The organism is Nostoc sp. FACHB-133, from assembly GCF_014698055.1.
In the GTDB taxonomy this organism is placed as follows: domain Bacteria; phylum Cyanobacteriota; class Cyanobacteriia; order Cyanobacteriales; family Nostocaceae; genus Nostoc.
Genome location: NZ_JACJSH010000010.1, coordinates 112,371 through 132,568, shown reverse-complemented (window position 1 = coordinate 132,568; position 20,198 = coordinate 112,371). Strand labels below are relative to the sequence as shown.

20 protein-coding genes, 1 other RNA gene and 2 pseudogenes are annotated in these 20,198 nt (G+C 42.6%); 14 read left to right on the top strand and 9 right to left on the bottom strand.

What is annotated here, in order from left to right; all coding sequences use genetic code 11:
- Nucleotides 1-28: 28 nt before the first annotated feature.
- Together H6G86_RS11070 and H6G86_RS11065 are read right to left on the bottom strand one after the other, a co-directional pair.
- Nucleotides 29-466, bottom strand: coding sequence for a (2Fe-2S) ferredoxin domain-containing protein (locus H6G86_RS11070; protein WP_190934345.1), 438 nt, complete (start codon nt 464-466; stop codon nt 29-31).
- A gap of 75 nt (nt 467-541) precedes the next feature.
- Nucleotides 542-1,222: a GntR family transcriptional regulator gene (locus H6G86_RS11065; protein WP_190934344.1), complete on the bottom strand. Its 681-nt coding sequence runs from the start codon at nt 1,220-1,222 to the stop codon at nt 542-544.
- A gap of 89 nt (nt 1,223-1,311) precedes the next feature.
- On the opposite strand from H6G86_RS11065, the gene H6G86_RS11060 reads away from it, so the two are divergent.
- Both H6G86_RS11060 and H6G86_RS11055 read left to right on the top strand, forming a co-directional pair.
- Complete coding sequence (locus H6G86_RS11060) at nt 1,312-2,934, top strand: 2-isopropylmalate synthase (protein ID WP_190934343.1); 1,623 nt, start codon at nt 1,312-1,314, stop codon at nt 2,932-2,934.
- Between the two features lie 486 nt (nt 2,935-3,420).
- Nucleotides 3,421-3,849: a KTSC domain-containing protein gene (locus H6G86_RS11055; protein WP_163927529.1), complete on the top strand. Its 429-nt coding sequence runs from the start codon at nt 3,421-3,423 to the stop codon at nt 3,847-3,849.
- On the opposite strand, the gene H6G86_RS11050 is transcribed toward H6G86_RS11055, so the two are convergent.
- The gene (locus H6G86_RS11050; protein ID WP_190934342.1) at nt 3,846-4,043 is read right to left on the bottom strand and encodes a GAF domain-containing protein; all 198 of its coding nucleotides are present in this window, start codon (nt 4,041-4,043) and stop codon (nt 3,846-3,848) included. The genes H6G86_RS11055 and H6G86_RS11050 overlap by 4 nt on opposite strands.
- A 262-nt stretch (nt 4,044-4,305) precedes the next feature.
- Between H6G86_RS11050 and H6G86_RS11045 the strand changes: the two genes are divergently transcribed.
- Entirely contained in the window at nt 4,306-4,794 is a 489-nt protein-coding gene (locus H6G86_RS11045; protein WP_190934341.1) for a molybdenum cofactor biosynthesis protein MoaE, read from the top strand.
- Between the two features lie 225 nt (nt 4,795-5,019).
- Nucleotides 5,020-5,340, top strand: a complete 321-nt coding sequence (locus tag H6G86_RS11040) for a hypothetical protein (protein WP_163927526.1) — start codon at nt 5,020-5,022, stop codon at nt 5,338-5,340.
- A gap of 34 nt (nt 5,341-5,374) precedes the next feature.
- Here H6G86_RS11040 and H6G86_RS11035 read toward each other — a convergent pair whose 3' ends face one another.
- From H6G86_RS11035 to H6G86_RS11020, 4 genes are all read right to left on the bottom strand, one after another.
- On the bottom strand, nt 5,375-5,698 hold the full coding sequence (locus H6G86_RS11035) for a DUF2103 domain-containing protein (RefSeq protein ID WP_185585786.1): 324 nt from the start codon (nt 5,696-5,698) through the stop codon (nt 5,375-5,377).
- 5 nt (nt 5,699-5,703) lie between these two features.
- Nucleotides 5,704-6,030 (bottom strand): ATP-dependent Clp protease adapter ClpS, encoded by a 327-nt coding sequence (clpS, locus tag H6G86_RS11030; protein WP_114081844.1) that lies wholly within the window; start codon nt 6,028-6,030, stop codon nt 5,704-5,706.
- Between the two features lie 108 nt (nt 6,031-6,138).
- Complete coding sequence (locus H6G86_RS11025) at nt 6,139-8,217, bottom strand: FAD-dependent oxidoreductase (protein ID WP_190934340.1); 2,079 nt, start codon at nt 8,215-8,217, stop codon at nt 6,139-6,141.
- 430 nt (nt 8,218-8,647) lie between these two features.
- Complete coding sequence (locus H6G86_RS11020; protein ID WP_012410419.1) at nt 8,648-8,971, bottom strand: slr1957 family protein; 324 nt, start codon at nt 8,969-8,971, stop codon at nt 8,648-8,650.
- 739 nt (nt 8,972-9,710) lie between these two features.
- Between H6G86_RS11020 and H6G86_RS11015 the strand changes: the two genes are divergently transcribed.
- From H6G86_RS11015 to H6G86_RS10975, 10 genes and pseudogenes are all read left to right on the top strand, one after another.
- The gene (locus tag H6G86_RS11015) at nt 9,711-10,235 is read left to right on the top strand and encodes a pentapeptide repeat-containing protein (RefSeq protein WP_199338232.1); all 525 of its coding nucleotides are present in this window, start codon (nt 9,711-9,713) and stop codon (nt 10,233-10,235) included.
- Complete coding sequence (locus H6G86_RS11010; protein WP_190934387.1) at nt 10,232-11,386, top strand: 5-(carboxyamino)imidazole ribonucleotide synthase; 1,155 nt, start codon at nt 10,232-10,234, stop codon at nt 11,384-11,386. Before H6G86_RS11015 ends, H6G86_RS11010 begins: the two co-directional genes overlap by 4 nt.
- A gap of 60 nt (nt 11,387-11,446) precedes the next feature.
- A non-coding RNA gene (ssrS, locus tag H6G86_RS11005) (6S RNA) lies at nt 11,447-11,630 on the top strand.
- A gap of 279 nt (nt 11,631-11,909) precedes the next feature.
- Nucleotides 11,910-12,364: pseudogene (locus tag H6G86_RS11000) on the top strand (IS1 family transposase); the annotation flags it as partial.
- A gap of 26 nt (nt 12,365-12,390) precedes the next feature.
- Nucleotides 12,391-12,892, top strand: a pseudogene (locus tag H6G86_RS38615) (sensor histidine kinase); the annotation flags it as partial.
- 231 nt (nt 12,893-13,123) lie between these two features.
- Entirely contained in the window at nt 13,124-14,389 is a 1,266-nt protein-coding gene (locus tag H6G86_RS10990) for a M16 family metallopeptidase (RefSeq protein ID WP_242064769.1), read from the top strand.
- 95 nt (nt 14,390-14,484) lie between these two features.
- Nucleotides 14,485-15,756 (top strand): M16 family metallopeptidase, encoded by a 1,272-nt coding sequence (locus tag H6G86_RS10985; protein ID WP_190934386.1) that lies wholly within the window; start codon nt 14,485-14,487, stop codon nt 15,754-15,756.
- 146 nt (nt 15,757-15,902) lie between these two features.
- Complete coding sequence (locus H6G86_RS10980) at nt 15,903-16,988, top strand: peptidoglycan-binding domain-containing protein (RefSeq protein WP_190934338.1); 1,086 nt, start codon at nt 15,903-15,905, stop codon at nt 16,986-16,988.
- A gap of 373 nt (nt 16,989-17,361) precedes the next feature.
- Entirely contained in the window at nt 17,362-17,484 is a 123-nt protein-coding gene (locus tag H6G86_RS39480; RefSeq protein ID WP_277883576.1) for a hypothetical protein, read from the top strand.
- A 29-nt stretch (nt 17,485-17,513) separates the two neighbouring features.
- Entirely contained in the window at nt 17,514-17,867 is a 354-nt protein-coding gene (locus tag H6G86_RS10975) for a phage holin family protein (RefSeq protein ID WP_190934337.1), read from the top strand.
- 5 nt (nt 17,868-17,872) lie between these two features.
- On the opposite strand, the gene H6G86_RS10970 is transcribed toward H6G86_RS10975, so the two are convergent.
- Nucleotides 17,873-18,346: a cobalamin biosynthesis protein gene (locus H6G86_RS10970; RefSeq protein WP_190934336.1), complete on the bottom strand. Its 474-nt coding sequence runs from the start codon at nt 18,344-18,346 to the stop codon at nt 17,873-17,875.
- A 128-nt stretch (nt 18,347-18,474) separates the two neighbouring features.
- Nucleotides 18,475-20,136, bottom strand: a complete 1,662-nt coding sequence (cimA, locus tag H6G86_RS10965) for a citramalate synthase (protein ID WP_190934335.1) — start codon at nt 20,134-20,136, stop codon at nt 18,475-18,477.
- Nucleotides 20,137-20,198: the final 62 nt, after the last annotated feature.

The window sequence follows — 20,198 nt, the reverse complement described above, 5'->3', positions numbered from 1 at the left end:
ATAAAAAGTAAAAAGTAGAGAGTACTTTTTACTTTTTATTCTGTTTGATGTATGAATAAAGAAGTTCGCGTAGGCGTAGCCCGTCGTAGACATCGCTCCGAGGATTTACAATTAAACATGGACTATTACCACCACTTACAATAACGACAGTAATACCAGCTTTTGGGCAAACTCCTAAACAACTGGTGCTAACCACCCGAAATTCACCCCATAATCCCTCAATTTTTAAACGAGATTTTAACCAATTCTCTAAGTCTTGACAAGCCGTTGAGCCTGATCGCTCGTTTGCACATTGCGAACACACAAGCACTAAACCAGACTCCCATCGGGGAGAAACGCTCGGAATAGAAATAGAAGTGTCTAACGGACGAGAATTTATTAAGGGCGATGTCTGCTGAGAAGTAGATGCAAAACTTTTAAAGATACGTTGGAGCAATCTTTTAATACGCTTGATCAATTTTTTCATGGACGATCCTACCTATTTCTCTGATAGGATAGTGTAAATTTACCGTTTAATCTGTTCTGGTAGATCGTTTAATAATCAGCGTTTCTGAGCAATTTGCTGCAAGTATGCAATTAGCTGTTCTCCTGCGGTGTCAATGTGTCGTTTTAACAACCTGACAGCAGCTTTTGTATCCTGCTTTTGACAAGCATCTAAGAGTTGATAGTGTTCTTTTTGCGATCGCTCTTGGTAATCCATCTGCGCTAATTGTACGCGAACATAGCGATCGCAATTAACGTGTAAAGTTTTAATCATCCCCAGCAACCTGGGACGTTCAGCAGTGGCGTACAGCGTCGCATGGAATTCCCAGTTGAGTTTTGCCAATATACCTGCATCAGTTGCTTGATCTGTCGCTTCTAGAATCACAGCAGCTTTTTCTATATCTGTTTCTTTGAACTTGGGTATTGCCAACTGTATCGCTTTCACTTCCAAGGCGCTGCGAATTTCACAAATTTCTTGCGCCTCTTGTGCTGTCAACACCGATACGATCGCACCACGATTTAAATGCAGTGTCACCAATCCTTCTGCTTCTAGCTGCTTGAGCGCTTCACGCACGGGAATACGACTAACGCCAAACTGAGTGGCGATTTCATCCTGTCTCAGGGATTGTCCTTCGTGAAAAATGCCACGCAGAATCGCTTCCCGCAAAGCATCGGCAATTAAATCTGGGGTACTGCGTTGTTGTTGCAGCACATTCGCTGCCAGGTCATTTAAGTTCATATTGGATATTGTATACAAAATCTGAGAAATTGTATACAATATCCAAAGTAAGTTTTTTAAACATCCCTTCAATACCACGGGAGACATTTATGAGCATCGCATCTCAACCAGACCGAGTTATCATCTTCGACACCACGCTACGGGATGGCGAACAGTCACCGGGCGCAACCCTCAATGTAGAAGAGAAATTAGCGATCGCTCATCAACTAGCTCTCCTTGGTGTCGATGTGATTGAAGCAGGTTTTGCCGTTGCTAGTCCGGGAGATTTTCAAGCTGTTAAAACCATTGCTGAACAAGTTGGAATACCTGGTGGGCCAATTATTTGCAGTTTAGCTAGAGCCATTCGCCAAGATATTCACGCCGCCGCCGAAGCCTTGAAGGAAGCAGATCGTCCCAGAATTCACACGATGATTTCTACCTCTGATATTCACCTGAAATATCAGTTGAAAAAGTCTCGCAGCGAAGTATTAGCGATCGCATCAGAAATTATTGCCTATGCTAAGTCGTTTGTAGACGATGTAGAATTTTCACCAATGGATGCCAGCCGCACAGAACCAGAGTTTCTCTATCAAGTTTTGGAGGCGGCGATCGCAGCAGGTGCAACTACAATCAACATTCCTGATACCGTTGGTTACTGCACACCCAAAGAAATCGGAACTCTGATTCAGGGAATTCGAGAACATGTTTCTAATATCGATGGGGTGATTCTTTCTATTCACACTCAAAATGATTTGGGTTTGGCGACAGCTAACGCTTTGGCAGCAATTGAATATGGTGTGCGTCAAGTAGAATGTACCATTAATGGCATTGGGGAACGAGCAGGTAATGCAGCATTGGAAGAGATTGTGATGGCGTTGCAGGTTCGCAAACCATTTTTCAACCCTTACTTTGGTCATCCGGTTGATGCCGATACACCCCTGACTAATATTAAGACTCAGGAGATTTATAAAACCTCATCTTTGGTTTCCCAATTAACTGGGATGCTGATTCAGCCTAATAAGGCGATCGTGGGAGCAAACGCTTTCGCCCATGAGTCTGGTATTCACCAAGATGGAATCATCAAGCACCGCGAAACTTATGAAATTATGGAAGCTGCTGCGATCGGTTTGCCAGAAAATCGCATTGTTTTGGGCAAACACTCTGGAAGGAATGCCTTTCGTACCAGGCTCAAAGAATTGGGTTTTGAATTGAACGAAGCGGATTTGAATAAAGCCTTCAATCGGTTCAAAGAAGTCGCTGATAAGAAAAAAGAAGTCTCAGATTGGGATTTAGAAGCGATCGTTCGAGATGAAACGCAGATTCAAGTAGAAAGTGGCTTCCAAATCGAACACGTTCAGGTAATTTGTGGTGACTGCACTTGTCCAACTGCAACTATTACAATTGTTACCCCCGATGGCAAAATCCTTACAGATGCGAGTGTCGGCACTGGCCCAGTGGATGCGGTGTATCAAGTAATTAATCGATTGGTGCAGATTCCCAATCAACTAATTGAGTTTTCTGTCCAATCTGTGACTGGAGGAATTGATGCACTAGGAACTGTCACAGTTCGCTTGAAGCATCAAGAGCGGATATTCTCTGGGCAAGCATCTGATACTGATATCGTGGTAGCCGCAGCTTACGCTCATATCAACGCTCTAAATCGTCTTTATCGTTATTTGCAAACAGAGAGATCCCATTTCCATGAAATAAACTCTGCTGTTGTGTCTGGGTAGAATGGCACTAAGAAAAGCTGAAAGCTTTGCCTGGAGTGGGTGTGGGAGGTGTGGGGAGTGTGGGGAGAATGAGGAGGAATTGAGAATGGGTGCGGCATCTATCGCTTGGGAGCAACACACTACCTCCCACACCTCCCACACTCAAAAGTCTTACAAATAATGGATTCGCCGTTATCTTAGTGCCATTCGTGTCTGGGTAGATTCAGATGCGTTGCTGAATACATGTATGAATCATGTAGAGACGTAAAATTTTACGTCTCTACATGGGTTTTGGTTCCACCACTAAGGTGACTCAAACACGCCCATTTGCCCTAGCCTAATCGTGAGTATTTCCACATCGCTGAAGGCTTTGCGCCCCTACTAAATTCTTCCTTGGCAAAAAACTTGACATCAAAAAGCTTTAGTAGTATATTTGTACTATTAAAGCACTTAATTGTTGCATAAAACTTTAACACTCCCGATTGCGCCAACAGGAGAGCAAAATTAATGAGGCTATCTAAGGTAGACTTGAGCGGTTTAGTAGCGATCGCTCACTCTGATGGATATTTGCAGTTGTTGCTAGATCGAGGTGACGAACTAGAGTTTTTGGAAATTCCGGCACCGATACAAGCCTATGAAGGATTGCAAGAATTGAACGAGGCAATCGCCCAAACGCCTGCATTACCCTTTGAAGAAGAACCAATAGCTATGCTACCAGTTAGCTCATCAATGGCGATCGCTGTAGGATATGATCGCGACGAACAAATTTTGCAAGTTGAGTTTCAAAGTGGATCTGTTTATCAGTACTTAGGCGTAGATGAGGATACCTGGGAAGATTTACACGCCTCTGATTCAGTTGGCAGCTTTTTCAATCAAGAGATTAAAGGCAGATATGACTGCGATCGTCTAGATAATGCAGATTATACTATTGACTAATAACTGCGTGTAGGGTTTTCAATTGTTACGCGATCGAGTATACACAGAGTCCCGATCGCTTCTCCTCCTGGTGTTAGCAAAGGTACACCTGCATAAAATCTCACAACAAGTCCAGCACCAATGACTATAGGATTCGTAGCAAATCTTTCATTAGTTAAGGTTTCGGGAATAATTAAAACTTCGCCACTTTCCATACAAATCGCCCTGAATCCTGTTTAAATAACTAAGCAAGCATATAACTTGATGGCTTTAATTATACTAATATCCCTTAAGAAGGATGAGCTATGTTTTGGTAAATTTAAGTAAATATTAGAAGATTTATACCCTGATAATTTTGGATAAATAAAATTACTTAGCTAAAAAATTCTTGTTGTTACCTAAAGCATTAACAAGATCATACACCAGTGGTATTTTCTTCAGAGACAATAGAGAAAGCCCACATAATCAAACGCAGTTATGACGACTACACTTGTTTCTGCTGTTAAACCAAAAGCCGAAGATAGTTTTGCCATTAGCTTTGCACCATTGTCTCTTGAAGAAATCTATGCCAAGTCTGACGATCCAGCCAACGGTGCTGTGGTTCTGATGAGTGGCGTAGTTCGTAATCAAACTGGTGGTAAACCTGTAATTGCTCTAGAGTATCAAGCTTATGAACCTATGGCATTGCGGATATTTTATCAAATCGCTGCTGATATTCGCTTATCTACGTCTGATGTAAATCGGGTAGTGATTCATCATCGCACCGGACGTTTGCAAGTTGGAGAAATTAGCGTTTTAGTAGCAGTAGGTTGTCCTCATCGGAGTGAGGCATTTGAAGCTTGCCAGTATGCTATTGATACCCTCAAACACAATGCACCTATATGGAAGAAAGAACATTGGGAAGATGGTTCTAGTTGCTGGGTAAATATCGGTGCTTGCGAACAGTTAGCAGAAAATTGTTCTTAGACCAATTCTATGTAAGGCTGCGCTTTATTCACGTAGGGGCAATTCATGAGTTGCCCCTACAGTCTATAGTTTTGCATCAGTATTTATATTCGCAAAACAACAATTTTTGTTGCATTTGTTTACAAAAACTACATTCCTCTATTGAGGTTTGTAAATAATTTGTATTTCCACAAGGAATATTCCTTTAGACTGATCTTTAACTGAAAAATGTGGGAATAAACACAAATGCATTCGTTAAATATATTTTGTCACGAATTTGTAGTTGCTGTTTCCTTTGTAGCTTGCATTGTTGGACTGGTATTACTGTTGGACAGTAAGCAACAAAAAAGTGACGTGGAAGAAACAGAAGTGATTCTGTTTAGAATGAGCTTTACTTATTGGCTAGTTTACTGTGTAGCTTTTGGCATAGAAAAAATAATTTTACCCGAATGGGGATCTGTAGTTATGACTTTGAAAATAACTACCGCTCTGTCATATTTCTTAACTTTTTCGTGTATTGTTAGTCTGCCACTACACAAATTTGCAGTCCACCGTGTTGAAGAATAGACATTGGGAATTGAGAATTGGGCATTGGAGATGATTAAGATTTCATTGCGATCGCTAATGCCGTTTCCAGTTCTGACTGCTCCAAAGGAGTTAAAATAAACACTTCTTGTACCGTCTTCCCCTGCCGTGCAATTACTTTATAGCCACCGCGAATCGGTACTGAGACACGGAGTTGCATTTTTGGACAATGACCTCTTGCCCGCCCAATCACTCCCGGCGTTACTGTTTGGATGCCATCCTGCTGACAAAGACGTTCTAAAATTGGGATCAGACCAGAAAGGTGTGTCGAGTGATTCCAAACCAGTCTGGCAGCTTTTTGTGAAGCCGCCCGGAGCGAATCTGCGGTGGGTTTGCCCATAATAATTAAGCTGCTTCTAGAGGTGCCATTGTCAAACCTGCTCGGCGCAGCTGCTGGTGATAAAGTTCCGCAGGTTCTTGAGGGCCGACCCAAACGATCGCTTGACCTTCATAGTGTACCTGATTAGTCAGATCCCACGCGCGATCGCCACTCATTCCCGGAATATATTTCATCAAACATTCAGCCACATGTTGGAATGTATTAAAATCATCATTTAATACAATCACTTTGTAATTTGGATAAGTCTTACGGGTAACTTGACTAGACCGTTCAGGAGTTATAGTTGGTGCTGTGGTCATCCCGTAAACATCTGCTGAAAGGTTCGTAACCATATAACAATTGGTCAATAAGATTTTACAAAACTACAAGTAACTAGTTTAGTACATTGTCATTTGTCCTTTGTTTTAACAAATGACCAATGACAAATGACCAATGACTATCTACCGCCAATTATCCCAGTTTTCGTTAAAAATGGATGTATCAGGGAAAGCGGTGGGGTTGCCATTTTGTTGTAAAAGCCTTTTGAGAGCTTCGAGTTGTGGCTCTTGTTTGGGCAAATTATCGACTAGTTGGTAGGGTGCGATCGCATTTTTGATGGCAAAGCTAGCAACAGTTCCCGCAGCCGCGCCAGACGACCATTCAAAGGAATGAACTCGATAGGCAGCAGCAGCAATATGACTAGTAGCAATGCTTTTGCCTCCTACTAGCAAATTATCAATTTTCTGGGGAATCATTGCCCTCAAAGCGATTTGGAATGGATAAGCTTGGCCAGCACCACGCCTTTCACCTGGACGTTCTGTGTTACCAGGGGCTTCTGGGGGACTATTCACCATACAAGGATGGAAATCTATAGCATAGTGACCAATACCCACAGCATCGGGGAAGATGGTAGAACGAGTCCGTCGCATTGCTTTGTCTGGTGGGACTTTACCATCAATTACTGATATTGCTTCCAAACCTGCAACTGCTGCTCGTAGCCTCCGATACATATCTTCTGGCAGAGTCTTGGAGTAATACTGATCATTGTAATCTCGGCGAGAAATATCAATTTCCCAAATACCAAAGCCACCAGGTTGTCCCCAACTTGGGCGGCCAATGATGCGCCGTCCTTCGCGCATATAGGGATATTTCGATAAGCCATGCACTGTTCCCATCGGGGAATTTAACCCAGAAACAAAGCGGTTATTGGTTTGCTGCTGCTTTACACCCTCGCCCAGTTGGGAATCTGTAGTCCCAGCTACTAACCAGTAATAGAATGAGAGGGCATTTTCCTCAGCTTTGCGGAGGGTTTCTGTCCGCAGTCCTCCCATCCACCCTCCTGGTTGTAACTGCCCAGTTCCTTGTAACTGTTGGCGACTGTAAACTAGGTTATCCTTAGCTGTTCCGGGGCGGTAGTCGTTACCCCAAGTCCAGTTTTGCATAGAGATATCCCCTGGTGTCGCAGCAGTAAAACTTACACCTCCAAATTTTGCTGGTTTCCCCTTGTTTGGACTCCAAATGCGACGATAGGTGAAAACTAAATCAAAGTTAGCCAGTCGCGTTAATTCATAGCTAAAATATGGCGCATATTGTAAATAGAAGGGGGGCATCGTCTGCGGTTGCGGTTCCTTAGTTGCCTCCATTGCAAAGGTGTAGGTAAATCCTTGAGGGCAATAGGGGTCGTTATTGGTGCTGGAAGCAGAAGGTTCTAGGTAAGAACGGGCATCAATGCCTAATCGATAGGGAACATCAGCAAGGGCAATAATTTCTCCAGTTTCGCTGGCATCTACGACGTACCACTTCGGAGCATCCCCTTTCGCTTCCTTGGGGAGAAAACGGAGAATAGTTTTAGTAAATCGAGATGAGTTTTCGTAACTATAAGAATCTTCAATACTTTGAGATAAAGTAAAGGTATTGAGAGGTGGTGCGCCTTTTGGTGGTTGATGTTGGATAGCGATCGCACTATTAATTATTTTGCCATCAGCAGCAATTTCCAAATCCTTAATTACCGTGTTGGGAAACCATTGCAACTTCCCTTTACCCTGCTTTTCGGCATCTTTGAGCATATCGACCAAAATGGCGTGAGCATCGCGGGGAAGAAAGCAGGAGTCACTTACCCAACAATCACCGGGGTTAAGTTTACCGTATTTGCGCCCAATGCGGTTTCGCAATTCTAGGTAGCCGCGAGAATAGAATTTGAGAGCCCGTTGAGTTGGGCGTTCGTCTAACGCAGATGTCCCTTGAGAAGAAATTTGTCCTCCCAGCCAGTCAGTAATTTCCGTCAGACAAACCGTTCGTCCTGCTAGCAAACCTTCGTAAGCTGTAGCGACACCAGATAGTCCACCACCCACAACTAAAATCTCGCAGTTCACACTTTTATCTGGAGTTCTTGGTAGTGTAGTGATCGCCTTTGACGTTGGCGTAGCGTTCGCCTTTGGCGTTGGCGTAGCCATCGCGGGATCAAATGCAACTAAGGTAGATATTAAATTGAAGCCGATCAGCGATGTCAAGCTATAAGCTACTTTTTGTCTGTGCTTCATGGTTAAAAAACCGCTCCAAATCCTGTGTCACCTTGTAGAAGGTAGCATCCAAGAAATGTTCATCACAAGTTTATAAGAGTAAATATATTTAAATATAAGTTTTATACCTAAAATACTCAGTATGTCGGTCAAATGTACCTTGAAGTGATTAAAACTCAGTTAATAGTGCTGATTGCTGAGTACTTTTTTCCTGATCTATGACACAACTATAGGACTCATATTTGAATTCTGAAAACATTCAGTACAACTTCCAGAGGCTCCTTAACTGTTGCCTCTTGACTTTTGTCTCCTAATACGGTTTGGTTAAGACCAAAAAATAAAAATGTGTAGCTGAAACTGTGCTGATTTGATCTATTCTTCTTTAATTAAAAACTGCTCTTGCTAAAAGTAGACAAGAGCAGTTTTTAATCGCAAAGCCCAAAACAAGAATTTAGGCATCTTCAAGTTCAAATTGAGCCACCGTAACGGCGTTAAAAGCGAATGCCAAAACTAATGGCATCGGCGACTGAAACCAAAAGGTAAAAAGAACAGCTATGATTGTGCCAATCACTGCGGACATCGACCACAATCTTTCTTCAAAGGTCAATCCCTTCTCAGCTTTAATCCCTCTGAGAACATTAACTGGGATTGGTTCTGGCATTACCCCACCCGGAGGGAAAGCCCAGAAGTTGTTACGTCGCTCAACAAATAAATCTGTCCAGCCATTTTCTTGGCACCATGCCTCAATCCATTGAAGTGAGTAATGATTCATCATCGGGTTTGGGAGTTCGGTTTGTGGAAGTTGTGTACTCGGTGAATGTAAACTCTTAGAGATTCCTGAAGAACTAACTAATCGCTATAAAATTAACGCTAATTATCCAATTTTTAAGCTTTGTTAAGCACTGGGAACGCTTATAATTGCGCTCAAACCTTGCTTTCACTAATTAAAAGATTAGCAGTTGATGGCGGTTGTTTAATTTAAAAGACAATAAACTTTACTTGGAAAGTTGTAAGTCAAGAATTGTAAATAAGTTGTTGAGTATTACTGCTTAATAAAACTCTTTATATCCTGAAATTCAAATCTAAAAATGAATAATTGTGAACAAATCAACAAGTGTTAGGCAGTGTTAGGCATCGTCTGTTGTAGATATTGTTTTATCCAGCAAAAATATTCCTTTAGAGTTAGAGATTTCAAATTCTCTCATCATTAAGAGTGATATTATGCTCCCCTTCTATGTTTTGCGAAAGCTTGCTTGATGTGACAAGTAATTTATACTCAATCATTGCGATCGCTATTTTGTAATTCTCATCCTGCTTTAGTGCGAACGCTCCTAGATTGCCGTTCTCTACCCAAAGTATGAGGCATAATTTTGCTCAAGGTGAGAAGCTTATGCCCTTTTTGCGTTACAAAATATTAAGCAAGGGAAATATACATCCCCCAAATCCAGTAGCAGGACTGCGAGTCTCAATTAGAATCAGCCAGTCTTGCTAATATTCAAATGCGGTAAGCTTAAATGCAGCGATTAGACACCAAATTGACTCTCGATATATTTTGGCGGCAAGGGTTGACGTTCCTTCTCGGAATTATTATCTGGTGCGTGGCTGATCCCGCGCTGGCAGTAGACTGGACTCATCCACTGTCATTTAGTAATGCAGAGTTGACAAGACGTGATTTTTCTGGTGAAAGTTTACAAGCTGCGGAGTTTTCTAACGCCAATATGGAATTGGCTAACTTTTCAAACGCTGATTTGCGAGGAGCAGTCATGAGTGCTTCGGTAATGACAAAAGCAAATCTCCACGGAGCAGATTTAACTAATGCAATGGTCGATCAGGTAAACTTGACTAAGGCTGATTTGAGCGATGCAGTTTTCAAAGAAGCTCTTTTGCTCCGTGCCATCTTTAATGATGTGAATATAGACGGTGCAGATTTTACAGATGCAATTTTGGATAGAGCGCAAATCAAAGAACTGTGCGGTAAAGCCAGTGGTGTGAATTCCAAAACAGGTGTGCAAACTCGTGAATCTCTAGGATGTCAATGAAACGTGTTGGTGTAATTGGTGGTGGACAACTTGCCTGGATGATGGCGGATGCAGCACAGAAGCTAGGAGTAGAATTAGTAGTACAAACTCCAAGCGTTCACGACCCGGCCGTGTCAATCGCTCAAGAAACTGTCTTCGCGCCAGTTGATGACGCAAGTGCTACAGAAATATTAGCTCAAAAATGCGATGTCATCACCTTTGAAAATGAATTTGTTAACCTGCAAGCTTTATCTGTTTTAGCACAGCAAGGTGTTTGTTTCCGTCCCAGCTTAAAAGCTTTAGCCCCACTTTTAGATAAATATGATCAGCGTTGCTACTTACGCGATTTGGGTTTACCAGTTCCTCAATTTTTCGCCCTGGACGAGGTGGAACATCTCCAATCAAAAATAGAATATCTAGGTTTTCCAGCAGTCCTCAAAGCCCGCCGCCACGGTTATGATGGTCAGGGTACTTTCATAATTCAGGATTTTGCTACTTTAGAGCAAAAGGTAAGTTATGAAACTATAACAAAACCTTTAAATGAACCATTTTTCTTGTTAGAAGAATTTGTCCCTTTTGAAAGAGAACTAGCAATAATTGCAGCGCGTTCTGTGGAGGGAGAAATTGTAACTTACCCAGTAGTTGAAACCCAACAAGAACAACAAGTATGTCGGCGGGTAATTGCGCCTGCTGATATTACACCCAATCAAGTAGCAGAAATTCAAGCGATCGCACATACTCTATTAAATAGCCTAGAAGTAGTAGGAATTTTTGGAATTGAGCTATTTCTCAGGGGTGATGGCAAAGTGCTGGTAAATGAAATTGCGCCTCGTACCCACAATTCTGGGCATTTTTCTATTGACGCTTGTGAAACCTCTCAATTTGAACAGCATCTCAGGGCCGTTTGTGGTTTACCTTTAGGGAATCCAGGTTTGCAGTGCGCTGGTGCTGTGATGGTTAACCTGCTGGGGTATGAAAATTCTCACAGCGACTACCAAAGCCAGCGTCAACAAATAGCGGAGATTCCCCAGGCGCACGTTCACTGGTATGGGAAGACAGAATCGCGTCCTGGGCGAAAGTTAGGGCATGTTACGGTTTTGCTGGATAATCAAAATAGAGAATCGGCAAGTGTCATCGCCCACACCATAGAATCTATCTGGTATCTCAGGTAAATTGAGCAGAAACTTTCGATGTTGAACACACAACATCTTTTGAAAAGCTATAATGAGTGAGTTGCACTACGACGTTGGTGACTGCCATCAAGTTTTTTGATCTATGCCTTTAATGACAAGGGAGTCAACTGTTCTCGTGGCAGTATACCGGGCATGTACCCGGAAACTTTAAATGAGGAATTTAGGTTCCCACCTGGATAAACCCAGGTCATAAACTTAGGTAAAACGGCGTCGCGGTGAACTTAAAATTATTAGCTTCCAAAATCAGTTAGAATTTGGGAGCTTTAATTATTTAAATGATTATTACTTGTAGTAAAAACCAGAAATCCTAAACTAACGTGATGTTAAGTTTAGTTGATTACTAAACTTGAATAATCCCACTCCGCTTGTAGAGACGTAGAACTGCTATGTCTCTACATTCTTTTTTAGAGATGTATTTTTAACATCTGCTGCCAGGTTGTTCAATACAATGGGTAATCGATTCCTTTCCCATCATAAAATTAATTCCTTCTCCCATCTCAAGGTCAAAAAATTGGGAGAGAAACTTCCAGATGCACCTAAAGAAGATGTAATTCCAGAAGTTGGAGAACTTGATGAATTAGAAACATTTGTTGGCTCAAAAAAAACAAAATTTGGTTATGGACAGCAGTAAATCACTTTACTCAAGGTATTTTAGCCTGGGTTTTAGGAGATCATAGTGCCGAAACTTTTGAGTCATTGTGGGAAATTGCTAAACAGTGGAAAAGCTATTTTTATGTGACAGACGGCTGGAAATTCTATCCAAGTTTTATTCCAAATGGAGACCAAATTGTTAGTAAAACATATATGACACGAGTTGAAAATGAAAACACAAGGCTTAGACATTATCTGGCACGTCTTCACTTAAAAACTTTATGCTATTCCAAGACAGAAGAAATGCTGAGATGCTCAGTTAAATTGTTACTTCACTATTTAAAGTATCAAACTGTACCTACATAAATCGATTCATCCCTTCATTCAGCAACACCAAAGTTGCTTGTAATCTCCATGAAGGGATTGAGAGTACGCTGTTGATTTTGAAGTATCGCCTCAAAGCTAACGAAAAGCGTCCAGCAATTGAAGTTATCACCGAATACGGTAAATTACCACTAGTTAAGTGCTTTTTAGGACAATTAAATCAAGTATTTATGAACATCCTCGCTAATGCAATTGATGCCTTAGATACATCCAGCAGAGGCTTTCTTTTGCCCAAGCGCAAGCTAACCATCACCAAATACTGATTAACACCGAAGTATCTAGTGACCAAAGCAAGGTGACAATTCGCATCAAAGATAACGGTCAGGGGATGCCAGAGGAGATTAGAGCAAGGATCTTTGACCACCTGTTTACAACAAAAGAGGTTGGAAAGGGAACAGGATTAGGATTAGCGATCGTCAAATTGTCGAGGAAACCCATAATGGGCGGTTGAGGTGCAATTCTGTGCTTGGTGAAGGAACAGAATTTGTCATTGAGATTCCAGTGTTTTAACGGTTCGCAGAAGTCCTCACCCTCTCTACGAGACGCTATTTGCGTTCAACTCTGAGTAGGGTGGGGATAGGGAGAAGCTGATAATGATTGCATAACGCGTGCCATTTCTTGGTAGTCTGGACAACAGTAATAGCACAATTCTTCAAAATCTGTATAACTTGATTCTAAATTAGGTATCGTTCAGAGTTAAGATTACACAATTGCGTTGAATTGTGGTTAAAGCTACAAAAATTGTTAAAACAACTAACTAATACCGTATTTCCAGCCTCAGTCTTCCGACTAGAGAGTGGTTTAACTTTTATTCATCAAGAGATTCCCACTACTCCTGTAGTTGTGGCTGATGTTTGGGTGCGTGCTGGAGCAAGCCTAGAGCCAAAACCGTGGTTTGGGATGGCGCACTTTTTAGAACACATGATTTTTAAAGGTACGGCAACGCTTCCCCCTGGAATGTTCGATTCCAAAGTTGAAAACCGGGGTGGCGTAAGTAATGCGGCGACAAGCTATGATTATGCTAATTATTCACTCACCACAGCCGCCCCTTATTTAAAGGATACTTTGCCCTATTTGGGCGAATTACTGCTCAATGCGGCAATTCCAGAAGACGAATTTAGCCGCGAACGGGACGTGGTACTAGAGGAAATTCGCTCTTGTCAGGACGATTCCGACTGGATAGGATTTCAAGCTCTGATTCAAAGCATCTATCCACATCACCCTTATGGGCGTTCGGTGTTAGGTACCGAGCAAGAACTGATGCAGCAGTCTCCAGAAGCAATGCGCTGTTTTCATCATGCCCACTATCAGCCGGAAAATATGACAGTGGTAATTGCTGGGGGTATAGCCCAGCAACCAGCTTTGGAATTAGTAAATCGTTCATTTAGTGATTTTGCTGAACGCTCAAATTGTCCGCAGTTTGAGAAAGTGACAAAGCCAGTAATAACAGGAATTCACCGTCAAGAACTGTGTTTACCACGCATAGAGCAAGCACGATTGTTGATGGCGTGGTTGGTTCCAGGAGTAGAAGAAATCCGCACTAGCTATGGTCTAGATTTATTGTCAGTGTTATTGGCAGAAGGGCGAACTTCGCGTTTAGTGCGTGATTTGCGAGAAGACTTGCAATTGGTACAAGGAATTCATAGTAGTTTTTCTCTACAACGGGAATCAAGTTTATTTACAATTACTGCCTGGTTGGAACCAGAAAATCTGGAAGAAGTTGAGTCTTTAATTTGCGCTCATTTGGATAATTTGCAGACAGAAGGAATTAGCGAACAAGAACTTGCTCGTACACGCAGGTTGCTATGTAATGAGTATGCATTTTCTACTGAAACGCCAAATCAACTGACAGGGCTTTATGGATATTACAATACCATCGCCCAAGCTGAATTAGCTGTGACATATCCCCAGCAGATTAAGTCTTTTGATGTTCAAGAACTGCAAAAATTAGCTAAACAATATCTCTCACCGCAGAATTATGCGGTTACTGTACTTAAACCCTGTTAGTTATTGGGAATTGGGAATTGGGAATTGGGAATGGGGCATGGGGCATTGGGCAAATGACAAAGGACAAATGACAAATGACAAATGACAAAGGACAAATGACAACCTTGCTGCAAAAATCGCCTATCCATCGCACCGTATTGAATAATGGCATTGTTGTGCTGGCGGCAGAAAACCCTGCTGCGGATATTATTGCAGCGCGAATCTTTGTGCGTGCCGGTAGTTGTAACGAAAACCGGGAGCAAGCAGGGTTGGCGCATTTGCTATCAGCAGTGATGACAAAAGGATGCGATGGACTTTCTAGTTTGGAAATTGCTGAAAAAGTCGAGTCTGTAGGAGCAAGTTTGAGTGCGGATGCTGGCACTGATTATTTTTTGCTATCTTTCAAGACGGTAACATCAGATTTTGCGGAAATTCTAGCATTGGCAGGGCGGATTTTGCGATCGCCTACTTTTCCCGAAACTCAAGTGGAACTAGAACGTCGTTTAGCACTCCAAGATATTCGTTCGCAAAAAGAGCAACCTTTCAATGTCGCCTTTGAACAAATGCGGCAGGTAATGTACCAAAATCATCCCTATTCTATGTCAGTGCTGGGAGATGAAACCAGTATGAGCAGCTTAACTCGTGCGGATTTAGTAGAGTATCATCAAACTTATTTCCGCCCAGATAATGTAGTAATTAGTATTGCTGGTAGAGTCACACCCACAGACGCAGCAGCGTTGGTGGAAGAAGTTTTTGCTGATTGGCAAGCACCAGCTCAAGCACTGCCAATACTGAATTTACCTGAAATTAAAGTGGAACCACAGGTAAAGGTTAAGCCAGTACAAACACAACAATCAATCGTGATGCTCGGTTATTTGGGAACATCGGTAAGTTCTGTTGACTACGCTGCCCTGAAGTTGCTGTGTACCTACTTGGGAAATGGGCTTTCTAGTCGCTTGTTTGTCGAATTGCGCGAAAAACGCGGTTTAGCTTACGAAGTATCTGCCTTTTACTCCACAAGGCTATTTCCAGCCTCATTTGTCGTTTACATGGGTACAGCACCGGAGAATACCAGCATTGCCCTAGAAGGACTGCGTACAGAAGTAGATTTATTGTCTACCGCCGAAGTCTCTGAAAGCGCCCTCCAAGCTGCGAAAAATAAGATTCTGGGGCAGTACGCCTTGGGTAAACAAACAAACGGGCAAATTGCTCAGATATACGGCTGGTATGAAATTTTGGGCTTAGGAATTGATTTTGATACCAAGTTTCAAGAATTGATTGCGGCGGTGAGTGCCAAAGATGCGATCGCTGCTGCAAGTAAGTATTTAAAATCACCTTATTTGTCTTTAGTTGGTCAAGAAGAAGCAATTAACCGAGCGATCGCGTAACTAAAACTGTGCGAAGCCGATAGCTTACCTCTACGGGAAGCAAGCTACGCGTAACGTATCGCAGAGAAGACATCGTAAATAGAGCAGCTGTTTTTTAGACCAAGCGGCTGTACCATTAGCATGAGAATATTCTGGGAGTAAATTCCATGCAAAGCAGCCTGACAGCAAGTATTTTGAGTTACTTAAAATTACTAGACCCCACTGTAAATCGCTGTGGAATGGAAAAACGGCAAAAAAGTTGGTGGACAAAGAGGTCTAAATCTTTCTCAGCCATTGAAATACTCTTGTTATCCGCAACGCCTCTGCTTATTGCCTCAACACCTTTAATATCAATAGCAGCGCCACAAAAAATTGCCCAAATAAATCCTGGAGATAGCATCAGCCGCCCTAACCTCAAAGTTGGTAGCCAAGGCGAACGCGTATCTGAACTTCAGGCAGCTTTGAAACTTTTGGGTTTTTACTCTGGTGCAGTAGATGGTATTTATAGTGAGAATACAGCCAGTGCTGTTGCCCGTTTTAAACAAGCAGCTGGCTTGAATCCAGATGGCGTTGTTGATGCCAGCACTTGGCAAAGACTTTTCCCTAATCAACCAGTAGCAGCATCAACCATCCCTTCATCCCAGCCAAGATTTAACTCAGCTACGAATTTTCCTGTTCCAACCCAGGCTAGCAGTCTCACCAACGTTGCAAATCCTAACCCTAACCCCCCAAGACAAGCTGCAACACAAGTTGCGACTAGCCCTGAGCCAAGACCTACTACCCCAAAAAAAGCTGCAACACAAGTTGCGACTAGCTCTGAGCCAAGACCTGCTACCCCAAAAAAAGCTGTAGCACAAGTTGCGACTAGCCCTGAGCCAAGACCTGCTACCCCAAGAAAAGGTACAACTTCAAGCACACAAAAAACGCCAAATCGTACTACATCCACTGCTAGAACTCAGTCAGCTACACGGACTGGGCAAACTACTCGAACTCAGAAAAACACAACTACTCAGCGAACTCCTGGTATTCAATATACCTCCGAAGGATTGCCAATTTTACGTATAGGATTACGTGGTTCTGAAGTTGTTAAGTTGCAACAACAACTGAAAAAGCTTGGTTTCTTGAAAGGCGATGCCGATGGAGACTTTGGTGAGACAACCGAGGCTGCTGTGCAAGCAGCACAAAAGCGCTATGGTTTAGAAGCTGATGGTGTAGTTGGTGGCTCTACCTGGGAGGTTCTTTTGCGGCGCTAGCCTTACTAGGGAGCATAGCCAGCGTCTCTTTTGCCTGTAACCAAAGTTGCGGGCAAGATGCTCCGAAGTTCTGATAGACTTATTTCTTTTTTAGAAGTCCCCAAGGTACAGAAGTTTTTCAACTTTAATAAACCTCTGTAGCAATATTGTTCCGTTACGCAAAGGAGGAGAAGGAAGAAATGCTTAACTGAACTATATTGACCTCTGTAGGAGTTTTGCGCTTCACAGCATTTTTTATCAAAACAGAATTTAGGAGTCAGAATATCCAACTGAATTCTGACTCCTGAATTCTGACTCCTGAATTCTTCTTTATGAATTTAATCCGGTACATCCTGCAATACGATAAAGATACACCGATTAGAAATATCTCTCTATGCCAGGACGGAAAAATTACATTACTTTTGGGCTGACAAAGGATAATAGCAACTTTATGAGTCAAGCAGAAAGACACATGACAGTGCTACAAATCACAACTGGCGACAGTGAAATTAATTAAACTTACTGCTAATTCCTCTAAAAAAACTTATGCAACACTTTTTATTAACTTGGCTCGGTACTGCGGTGGCGTTATTGATTACTACTAAAATCGTTTCGGGATTCGTGGTCACGGGTTTTGTGACTGCCTTGGTTGCTGCCTTTGTTATTGGTCTGGTTAATGCATTTATTAGACCAATTTTGCAGATTTTGGCCTTTCCGATTACCTTACTCACCTTTGGTTTGTTTGCATTGGTGATTAACGCCTTAACCCTTTGGCTGGCAAGTGTTTTAACTCCTGGTTATGGTTTTGAAATTCAGGGCTTTCTACCTGCTTTGTTAGGTTCAATTGTGCTAGCTATTGTTTCTAGCATAATTAACTATTTTTTGAGAGTTGTTGACTAGAAAAATTAGTTAATTTTTGTAATACTCATAATATTTGAGGCTTGGGCAACAGCTAGCGTCATTGCTCCTGGTTGCCCTTGTAGCTGGAAAATTTTTTTAGGAACTAAGAGTCTCGCTCCCAATGCTTCTGTGCTGCTGCTAAAGGGGGGAGCAGTCAACAACGAGGCTTGAGTCGCTGCAATAATAGCAGCTGCCTCTGCTACGCTAGGTGTACCTATTTTGTGGTCAGTAATTGTGGCAGGGTTGGGTACACAGACAGAGCAAAGAATTTCCGCAGAAAAGGTTTTTAGGGGCAGATTGCGTAGGTGGCAAAGTTCTACTAAACCAACTTCCAAGGCTTTAGCGTCAATGGTGGCAATCCCTGCGATCGCACTTTGAGAAAGTTGATTTTCTCGAAAGGCTTCCTCAATAGCCCAATCAATCAATTGCCGTGAGGTTCCCCGCTTACAACCGATTCCTACCCAGAAAACCTGTTGCACTTGGTGTATTATCCTTAATTCAATTCTTCAAGATTTGGTGTTGGCTTATAGGAAGCGATCGCACTTTGGCGATCGCTTCCCTGATCATCGAAAAACGCAAACTTTTTTACACTAAGTACTCCATTTTGTCAACTAGAAACTTTCACCGCCGCTTCTGTTTGGGAATGCAATAACAAGCCGTATTCCAAGCCCTCCACCACCGCTTGATAGGAAGCCTCCAAAATATTGGTGGAAACCCCTACAGTCGTCCAGCGTTGACGACCATTGCCTGATTCTACCAACACACGGGTTTTTGCCGCAGTGCCCGTATGTCCGTTGAGAATCCGCACTTTGTAATCCGTCAAATCAAAGGTTGCTATTTGGGGATAAAAGTTCACCAAAGCCTTGCGTAAAGCCGCATCCAAAGCTGCAACGGGGCCATTACCTTCTGCCGCCTCCAGAATATTTTTGCCGTCAACAGCGATTTTAACTGTAGCTAGGGCGTTACTAGTTTCTTTCCCCTCAATCAAGTCACAGTGGACTTGAAAACCTTTGACTTCAAAAAACTTCTGGCGACCTCCCAAAGCTTCGTGCATCAGTAGTGCAAAACTGGCCTCTGCTGCTTCAAATTGAAATCCTTCACTCTCCAAATCTTTGAGACGTTGGAGAATTTGCTTGGCTTCTGCCTTTAGCTGATCGAGGTCAATCCCAAAACTGCGGGCTTTGGCTAGAACATTACTAAGTCCAGACTGTTCAGAAATCACAATGCGGCGATGATTCCCGACTTGTTCCGGTTGAATATGTTCGTAAGTCAGGGGATTACGTTCTACTGCTGATACATGAATACCGCCCTTGTGGGCAAAAGCCGAAAGTCCCACAAAGGGAGCGTGTTCATCTGGCGCGAGGTTGACGACTTCACTAACAAAACGACTAGCTTCTGTAAGTTGTGTTAGCTGGTCTTCTGTGATACAACTGTAACCCAACTTCAGTTGTAAATTGGGAATTAACGAACAGAGGTTAGCATTACCGCAACGTTCACCGTAACCATTAATTGTGCCCTGTACCATCTTTGCCCCTGCCATCACGGCGGCTATTGCGTTAGCAACCGCCATTTCTGAATCGTTATGAGTATGAATTCCAATTTGGGGGATTGTCCTTTGTCCTTTGTCCTTGGTCATTGGTTCTTGACTAATGACAAATGACAAATGACTACTGACATCTTGAACAATTTGCCCAATTTCATGAGGTAAAGTGCCGCCATTGGTATCACAGAGGACTAGCCATTCAGCACCAGATGCGATCGCAGCCTCTAATGTTTGTAAAGCATAATCTGGATTGTGCTTGTAACCATCAAACCAATGTTCGGCATCGTAGATAATGCGACGACCTTGAGAACGGAGGTACTCAATGGTGTCACGAATCATCGCCAAATTTTCTTCTAATGTCGTTTTGAGGCTAGTTGTAACATGTAAATCCCAAGACTTACCAAAAATCGTTACCCAGCGAGTTCCCGCAGCCAAAATATCCTGTAGCATCGGTTCGGTTGCGGCAGTGGAGTTGGGCCGTCGAGTCGAACAAAAAGCCACAATTTCAGCTTGTTTTAGCGGATCTTCTTGGAGTTGCCAGAAAAATTGTACATCCTTGGGATTAGCACCAGGCCAACCGCCTTCAATGAAGGGAACTCCCAGTTGATCGAGTCTCTTGGCAATGCGTAACTTATCTTCTATCGATACAGATAGCCCCTCGCGCTGAGTGCCATCCCGTAATGTAGTGTCATAGAGCCAAAGTTGAGGTGAGGAATTTGTGGTCATAAAACTGGGACCGACGAGACAACTTTCGAGGCAATGTGTCAATATACAACAAAAAGCCAGTT

Coding starts and splice junctions, on each gene's coding strand:
- H6G86_RS11070 (WP_190934345.1), bottom strand. CDS start 466: ATGAAAAAATTGATCAAGCGTATTAAAAGATTGCTCCAACGTATCTTT.
- H6G86_RS11065 (WP_190934344.1), bottom strand. CDS start 1,222: ATGAACTTAAATGACCTGGCAGCGAATGTGCTGCAACAACAACGCAGT.
- H6G86_RS11060 (WP_190934343.1), top strand. CDS start 1,312: ATGAGCATCGCATCTCAACCAGACCGAGTTATCATCTTCGACACCACG.
- H6G86_RS11055 (WP_163927529.1), top strand. CDS start 3,421: ATGAGGCTATCTAAGGTAGACTTGAGCGGTTTAGTAGCGATCGCTCAC.
- H6G86_RS11050 (WP_190934342.1), bottom strand. CDS start 4,043: ATGGAAAGTGGCGAAGTTTTAATTATTCCCGAAACCTTAACTAATGAA.
- H6G86_RS11045 (WP_190934341.1), top strand. CDS start 4,306: ATGACGACTACACTTGTTTCTGCTGTTAAACCAAAAGCCGAAGATAGT.
- H6G86_RS11040 (WP_163927526.1), top strand. CDS start 5,020: ATGCATTCGTTAAATATATTTTGTCACGAATTTGTAGTTGCTGTTTCC.
- H6G86_RS11035 (WP_185585786.1), bottom strand. CDS start 5,698: ATGGGCAAACCCACCGCAGATTCGCTCCGGGCGGCTTCACAAAAAGCT.
- clpS (WP_114081844.1), bottom strand. CDS start 6,030: ATGGTTACGAACCTTTCAGCAGATGTTTACGGGATGACCACAGCACCA.
- H6G86_RS11025 (WP_190934340.1), bottom strand. CDS start 8,217: ATGAAGCACAGACAAAAAGTAGCTTATAGCTTGACATCGCTGATCGGC.
- H6G86_RS11020 (WP_012410419.1), bottom strand. CDS start 8,971: ATGATGAATCATTACTCACTTCAATGGATTGAGGCATGGTGCCAAGAA.
- H6G86_RS11015 (WP_199338232.1), top strand. CDS start 9,711: ATGCAGCGATTAGACACCAAATTGACTCTCGATATATTTTGGCGGCAA.
- H6G86_RS11010 (WP_190934387.1), top strand. CDS start 10,232: ATGAAACGTGTTGGTGTAATTGGTGGTGGACAACTTGCCTGGATGATG.
- H6G86_RS10985 (WP_190934386.1), top strand. CDS start 14,485: ATGACAACCTTGCTGCAAAAATCGCCTATCCATCGCACCGTATTGAAT.
- H6G86_RS10980 (WP_190934338.1), top strand. CDS start 15,903: ATGCAAAGCAGCCTGACAGCAAGTATTTTGAGTTACTTAAAATTACTA.
- H6G86_RS39480 (WP_277883576.1), top strand. CDS start 17,362: ATGCCAGGACGGAAAAATTACATTACTTTTGGGCTGACAAAGGATAAT.
- H6G86_RS10975 (WP_190934337.1), top strand. CDS start 17,514: ATGCAACACTTTTTATTAACTTGGCTCGGTACTGCGGTGGCGTTATTG.
- cimA (WP_190934335.1), bottom strand. CDS start 20,136: ATGACCACAAATTCCTCACCTCAACTTTGGCTCTATGACACTACATTA.